This is a genomic window from Gammaproteobacteria bacterium (genome assembly GCA_022340215.1).
Taxonomy (GTDB): Bacteria; Pseudomonadota; Gammaproteobacteria; order JAJDOJ01; family JAJDOJ01; genus JAJDOJ01.
In genome coordinates this window covers 1-7005 of sequence record JAJDOJ010000108.1, presented here as the reverse complement: position 1 = coordinate 7005, position 7005 = coordinate 1, and the positions used below count along the sequence as shown (strand labels likewise).

Here is a 7005-nt window from a genome sequence, read left to right as displayed (position 1 = left end):
CGCACATCGTCTTTCATGGAAAACGGTCAGCGCGAAAACGCCCCACCGATTGCCCCCTCGCAATGATCCAAGGCTATTGATCGCGTCGTATGGACGGCAGGACCGACACGATGGATCCGGGCCGATGTTGCCAATGCTGTTTGTTCGCCCAGGCGACAAGCGATTCTGCCGGGTATACCTGTGGCACCATGTCACCGTCGATTCTCGTAAAAACACCGACCTGATCATTCCTGGCGCTATAGATGACATGGTGATTCTTGATCTGTTCTATGTCCAACCATACGGTTAGATCCTTGGAGCGTGGGAAATGGCCCACGATAAAGGCGGTCTCCTCGTCCACACCCAGGGCCTTGCGAAACCGGCGGACATCTCCACCCGTGTAGCCGGCCGGGGAAGCCAGGGACTTCGCCCGCGTGGACGTGATCTCCCGGACAAGTCCCGGGTACTGTCGGACGTCCACCAGCATTTCCTCGGAAACCTTGCTATGAGTAGGGCCCGCATGACAGCCGATGAAGCCCTTCGTCCTAACGAGAAGTGGCGAGCGTTGGTAGAATTCGGCCAGCGCCTCCTTGTATTCCTCGCCCCGCAGCTCGGTTACCCGCTTCGCCCAAAGGAGACCCTGAGGCACGCCCGCCTTCATACAATCGAGCGAAAAGCAGTCATGATTGCCTATGATGAAAAAGACCTGGGAGAGAAATCGCAGTTTCAACTTCAGGATCAGATCCATCATCAAGATTGAGCTGTCCATGTTTTCCATCTGTCCCGGGTCCTCCCGATGCACCGCATCGCCAAGAATGATCAGTGCAGCCTCGCCTTTTTCCAGGCTCTCCAGATAGGCGTTCTCGGTGAGGATCTTGACCAGGTTGTCGACCTGGCCGTGGAGGTCGCCGACCACGATTGGTGTAAGACGTGCGGGCAAATCCAGTATACCGCCAGGGTTACCGTAAGAATCCTCCCGGCGGTAAGCGTCATTCTTGAGTAGGCGATTGACCTCCTTCAAGGTCTCGAGCGCCTCCTTCGACGCCAGAGGCTCAAGGGACTGGCCATAGATCGCGACCACCTGCCTAAGCGCCTGCAATCGGTGGCTTTCGATACGGGAGATATCCCGCTCGTCCGACAGAACGGAGAGATAGGTCCCCAATTCTGAGATGGGGTCCTTGAACACCAGGGTATCGCCGGTGTGTTTCAACTGGAAATGCCGACGGAACGCCTCCTTGGGACGGCTAAACACATACTCCTGATCCCTGACGCGATGGTTTATGCTCAACTTCTCACCGGGAGCAAGTCGCAGAAAATGACTGATGCCGGAGTAGTATCGTTCGGGGTCGAACAGAATGAATGCACCGTACTCCTGCCTGAGCTCAGGGATCAGCGTCTGTTCGGGATAGATATGCAACCGTTGATCGCCCATCTCCACCTGGAAAGGAATTCCCTGAATGGGCACGGCAGTCCCTTTGCCGGAAAGGCGGATTCGTTGAGAGGGCATTGGCGAGATCGGGGCTTCATTGCCCGCCTTTAAACGCTTCCTGACTCTCTGCCACAGAGCAAATTTTCTTGCCATCTTTTTACACCGTCGTGTATCTATCCCTAGAAACGCTGATTCTTTCCCTGATCGCGTGGGCGGGATAAATCAATCACCGTACTGCCCTGCCGCTCCGTCCTTGACAGGCAGCATGCACGCCAAAAGACAGTCTGGCAAGCGAGTATCAGGTCCTCTCTGGGAAAGAGTCAAAATGCTTCTACAATCGCATGGTATAACGCCTGCGAATCACTATCGAACGTACCGGGACGGATGATCGGAAAATCTGTCTGCCTGCGGGGTCGAAAGGCATCTATACCAATCGTGAATCCTATTTCGGTCGGTAGAGCGCGTCATGTGAACCGCGAGGCATCGAGGAAGACGTAAAAGCGTGATCTTTGTGTGGTTATGTCTCCCAACGCCATGTGCTTCACAGGGCGTGCCATGGAACGCTTGACAGCGTCCGACCGACACCACGTCAACGGATCGGCGTTCTCATCTCGACCCGCAAGCGCAATAACGTTACTCTCTGCCATAATTAAGGTATTTACTTGGTTGGTTTGGAGCCCCGCAACACGAAAAATCGATCAGATACGCCGCTTTTCATCAACACCTCAAGCTCCCGTTTCTGTTACAACTCTCTGCATCCTTGCCCTCATAGTGAGGGAACCCAAGAATATGGACAACCCGTTAAACCATGCGTATGCGCTTTCCAGCATCTTTACGCGGTACAAGAGAATTCACGACAAGGTCTTCAATTTCTCGATTGCGAGTCCCATTAGAGTTTCCGGGCGGTCGTCACTCGAACCGCTACGAGCCTACGAACAGGAACTCAGTAGCCTTAGGAAAGAACTTGGTGCGATTCAGGAGCAGCTTTCCGTCCTAGAGAAGCAGAAGGCACGGCAGAAAACAACCGAGGGCGAAGTACTTGATGTGGTAACCGAATACACCAATGCATTGTCGGAGACGATTGACCAGCTGCAGTATATTTTCAGGAATCTGCGTCTCGAATACGCAGGTGATGAGGCATTGCTCGGCTATAGAGAAAATGAATACAGGGAGGACTGTGCGGCATATGACGACTCCATTCAGGAGTACAGGCGATTGGGATTGAAACTAAAGGCAGCGTTCGAGAATAGATAGGGGGCGTTCAATGGGGTCAGACTCGATTGATAGATGGCTATCAATCGAGTCTGACCCCATTGAACGGGGGACGACACCTGCTGGTGCGTAATGCCGGTTTACAAGCGGCTGGAAGCCGGGACCCGGGCCTTGCCGTTGCATGAGCTGATCGCGACGCTCTACGATGGGCAGAGTGACATGGTGGTCGTCTTGGGATCACCGAACACCATACCTAAAGGTCAGTTCGGTGGTAGTGAATGTGATGGTCTTGTCGTGCGCTGTGGCTGGTATACTTTAGCATTTCGACTGCTGTTGAATACTGAACCCTGGCGCAGGATCCGGCGGCCCGTAACTCTACCCGAGCGGAATTGACTAAAGGAGCCATTTGTAATGACAGAAAAGTTACCGCAGCACGCAATTCTGGTTCCAGTGGATTTTTCGCCGAGTTCGGAAGCGGCCATGGATTGTGCGATCATGCTGGCAGATTCGCTGGAGGCGCCCATGGTTGTACTTCACGTCGTTCACGACCCTGGGGACGAGCCCGGTTTCTACGCCCGTGCCCTGAAGAAGAAACAGATCCGCAAGATGGAGGATATCGGGCGTGATCTGCTCAGCGACTTCCTCCATGACATGGCAAAGCGATACCCCGACAGCAAAGCCATCAAATCCGCGGTTCCGACGTTGTTGGTCGGACTGCCGGTCACGAAGATCCTCGCGCTTGTGGAACATACACAGCCCAGAATGGTGGTCATGGGCAGTCGGGGGCTATCAGGACTGTCCCATATACTCGTGGGGTCCGTGGCCGAGCGCGTGGTACACCTTTGCCCCGTACCGATCACCATCGTCAAGGAAGTAAAAGAAGTAAAGAAATTAAAGAAGAAGTAAGACAGGAATCTATCTTTACTCCGGAGAATCACGTGCCGCCATCAAGGAAGCTGAGCAATCTCGACAAGACCATACCCGTACCGTTGATTATGGGCCTGGGGATGCTGCTGGCCATGCTGCTGGCTCCCGTCCTGGCCGCCGAGCCCGCCCCTGAGCAAATGGAATGGGGCAATATGAGCATGAAGCTGTTCGGAGGGCTGGCCCTGTTCCTGTTCGGTATGGAACAGATGGCGGAGGCGCTCAAGGCCGTCGCGGGTGAGCGCATGAAGGTCATCCTGGCGAAGTTGACCACGAATCGCTTCCTGGGCGCCGCTACCGGCGCCTTTGTGACAGCGGTGATTCAGTCCTCCTCGGTGACGACGGTGCTGGTAGTGGGTTTCATCACGGCGGGGTTGATGTCGATGGCGCAGTCGATCGGCGTCATCATGGGAGCCAACATCGGCACCACGATCACGGCCCAGATCGTCGCTTTCAAAGTGACCAAGGCCGCGCTGCTCATGGTGGCGTTCGGTTTCAGCATGCTGTTTTTCTCCAAGCAGGAGAAGATCAAGCAATATGGCGCCATATTGATGGGCCTGGGGCTGGTATTTTTCGGCATGAGTGTCATGAGCGACGCGATGGAGCCCTTGCGTACCTACGAGCCCTTCCTGGAGCTGATGACACATATGGCCAATCCGCTGATCGGGATTCTGATCTCGGCGGCGTTCACGGCCTTGATACAGTCCTCCTCGGCCACGACCGGTATCGTGATCGTCATGGCCACTCAGGGATTCATCACCCTGCCCGCGGGTATCGCGCTCGCCTTCGGGGCAAACATCGGGACCTGCGTCACTGCCATGCTGGCCTCCATCGGCAAACCTCGGGAGGCGGTTCGGGCGGCGCTGGTACATGTGTTGTTCAATGTCTTCGGCGTGTTGCTCTGGGTTCTGTTCATCCCGCAGCTCGCGCAGTTTGTGACCTGGCTCTCGCCTGCCTATCCCAATCTGTCCGGCACTGAACGGTTGGCTTCCGAGACGCCGCGCCAGATCGCCAATGCCCATACCTTCTTCAACGTGGCGAACACCTTTATCTTCATCGGACTGACCACGCAATTCGCTCGATTGGTGGAATGGATGGTGCCGGACAAACCGGTTGAGGAGCTGGGGATCGTCAAGCCCAAGTATCTGGATGACATACTCCTTGAAACACCGTCGCTGGCATTGGATCGAGTCAGGCTCGAGATAGGCCATATGGGAGAGCGCGTTGAGGAAATGACGCAAAGGGCGATGCCAGCCATCCTGAAAGGAGACCGCAAAGCGCTCAGAGAAGTTAAAAGGATTGACGATGAGGTGGATCTCCTTAACGGTTATATCATCCAGTTTCTGAGTCGAATCAGCCAGGGTCGCATGACGGAGAAGCAGACAGAGACGTTCACCCGACTCATATCCGTCGCCAACGATGTCGAGAACATCGGAGATGTTATCGAAACGGATTTGATCAAATTAGGCGAGCAGCGCATCGAGCAGGGCTTGGCGATGAACCAAGGCACCAAGGACCTGTTCGAGCGGCTCCACAAGGTCGTGAATATGACAGTTGAGACCGCACTGGATTCCGTCGTGTTCGACGACCAGCGAGGCGCACAAGAGGTCATCGCCATGAAAGCAGATATCAACCGGCTCATGGACTCCGCTGAACTCTACGAGGCGAAACAGCTGGTCTCCGAAGACCCGTCGCGACTCGCCTCCTATACGGTGGAGATGGATATCATCGAGAAATACAAGCGAATCTACTACTTCGCCAAGCGAATCGCGAAGGAGGTCGTCCCTGATGAGCTTGCGGCCAAGGCCGCCTAAGCGAATCGAGGCCCCCGTCCGCCCCCAAATGGCCTCAATATCCGGCTTTTCGCCGTATCCTTCAACCACCGGCCTGGCTTTGGCCGGTGGTTGAAGGATCTAGATTACGGAGAACAGAATCATTCCCGCACCCCAGGCCATGAGGCCGCTCAGCGCGATTCCGAGAGTGCCACCCGCGATCTCGACCGCTGAATAGACCAGCTTCTGGTTACGCCACCTTTCGTGGGCTCTTCGTCTGCAGTCACCAGACAGCAGATACTCCCACCCCGCAAAGATATTCAGACCGGAGGTCGCGCTTGAAATCTTCGCGTATTCACCTGCGGTAGGCCGGTAGAACATTGTATTATCCCTCTGGATACTCTTGTGCTGGCGATCCATGTTGAGGCAAAGTCTACATATAAAATGTGACAACTAGATGACATATAGGCAAGAAAAGCGAGCGCTTCCACAAGGCGATTGCCGGAAAATGGCATACCGGATTGCGCCGGATTTTCGTTCGTCATCAAGGCGCGACATCAGGCGCATCGTCTAACGATGGAACGGTTGTCGCAACACAGAGGACGGACGAAAAGACAAGCAGGCTGCTCGCTGAGATACAACCCACCAACGCGGCACTGCCGATCATTGCCGCCGCCCCCATCACCGGCAGTGCACCGTAGCGCCTCGCCGCGGCCAACCCCGGAAACACCAGAATCTTGAATCCGATCCAGAAAACCGGCAGCATCCAGATCAGATCCGCCTTGTCAACGAATTGACGGTACTGTGGCTTGGTGTTCAGAAAGTAGTGCAGCTGCAAAACCGAACCCGATCAGCAGCGAACCCGCCAGCAGGACCACCAAGCGAAACGCCGGTGCTGGCGCGGCACCGCCGGGGTCGCGCGCCTCAACCGGCAGGGCGGCTACGATGCGTTGCATCCTCACCAGGCCGAAGGTATTCAGGGCATTGCGGGATCCCTAAATGGCACGAGACTGTCACACGCTCTGGAAAGCTTTGATGGCCGGCTCGCGGTTCAATGTTTCCCGGGTCGGGAGTATGCAGAGACCAGACTCGCGACGACAATGGCGATATAGAACTGCCCGAAGGTCGCCTCGGAATAGGCTAGAAAACGGGCGATAGGCGCCTCGGGCGTGACGTCTCCATACCCGAGGGTCGAGAGCGTGACGAAGCTGAAATAGATGAACTGCGCAATGGTCGGTTCTAGGGCGTCGGGGTCGATCCCGTTGAACGACGCCGGCTGTAACTCGTGTAGGAAGTTGTACAGTATCGCCCAGACCATTGCCATCATGAGGTAGACGCAGATTACCCCGGATATCTTGTTCCGGCTGACCGGGCCGACGAACAATACGTGCGTGAAGGCCAATAAGGCCGAGCCCAGAAAAAAGACCAGTACGATTAGGTGTCCCAGGAACAGGAAGGCCTTGCTCCCGATTAACAAGTTCACGGTGAAGGCGATCGCCGCCGCAACGGCCAGAACGATCCCCAAATTGCGAAACAGCGACTGTTCAACGAGCGTCCAGACCCCCATCAGTAAGGTGACGACGAAGGCGAAGGGGATCAAGTCGCGATGCCCAAGCAGCGGGAACTCCCTCGCCAGCGCCACCCAGAACTGCAGGCCGATCAGCCCGATCAGCAGATAGATGTAGTTGA

The 7005-nt window shown here is 55.7% G+C and carries 7 protein-coding genes; 3 read left to right on the top strand and 4 right to left on the bottom strand.

All coding sequences use genetic code 11. The features are described 5' to 3' along the window. Nucleotides 1-73: 73 nt before the first annotated feature. Nucleotides 74-1444: a metallophosphoesterase gene (locus LJE91_07940; protein ID MCG6868645.1), complete on the bottom strand. Its 1371-nt coding sequence runs from the start codon at nucleotides 1442-1444 to the stop codon at nucleotides 74-76. Between the two features lie 519 nt (nucleotides 1445-1963). On the opposite strand from LJE91_07940, the gene LJE91_07935 reads away from it, so the two are divergent. The 3 genes from LJE91_07935 (at nucleotide 1964) to LJE91_07925 (ending at nucleotide 5358) form a co-directional block, all read left to right on the top strand. Next, nucleotides 1964-2662 (top strand): hypothetical protein, encoded by a 699-nt coding sequence (locus tag LJE91_07935; protein ID MCG6868644.1) that lies wholly within the window; start codon nucleotides 1964-1966, stop codon nucleotides 2660-2662. A gap of 369 nt (nucleotides 2663-3031) precedes the next feature. Then, nucleotides 3032-3526, top strand: a complete 495-nt coding sequence (locus tag LJE91_07930; GenBank protein ID MCG6868643.1) for a universal stress protein — start codon at nucleotides 3032-3034, stop codon at nucleotides 3524-3526. A 32-nt stretch (nucleotides 3527-3558) separates the two neighbouring features. Further along, the gene (locus LJE91_07925; GenBank protein ID MCG6868642.1) at nucleotides 3559-5358 is read left to right on the top strand and encodes a Na/Pi cotransporter family protein; all 1800 of its coding nucleotides are present in this window, start codon (nucleotides 3559-3561) and stop codon (nucleotides 5356-5358) included. Between the two features lie 99 nt (nucleotides 5359-5457). Here LJE91_07925 and LJE91_07920 read toward each other — a convergent pair whose 3' ends face one another. From LJE91_07920 to LJE91_07910, 3 genes are all read right to left on the bottom strand, one after another. After that, a complete protein-coding gene (locus LJE91_07920; GenBank protein ID MCG6868641.1) occupies nucleotides 5458-5697 on the bottom strand; it encodes a hypothetical protein in 240 nt (79 codons plus the stop codon). A 163-nt stretch (nucleotides 5698-5860) separates the two neighbouring features. Further along, a complete protein-coding gene (locus LJE91_07915; protein ID MCG6868640.1) occupies nucleotides 5861-6154 on the bottom strand; it encodes a hypothetical protein in 294 nt (97 codons plus the stop codon). A 213-nt stretch (nucleotides 6155-6367) separates the two neighbouring features. Then, nucleotides 6368-7005, bottom strand: a 638-nt coding sequence (locus LJE91_07910) for a potassium channel family protein (GenBank protein MCG6868639.1), incomplete at its 5' end; no start/stop codon positions are given.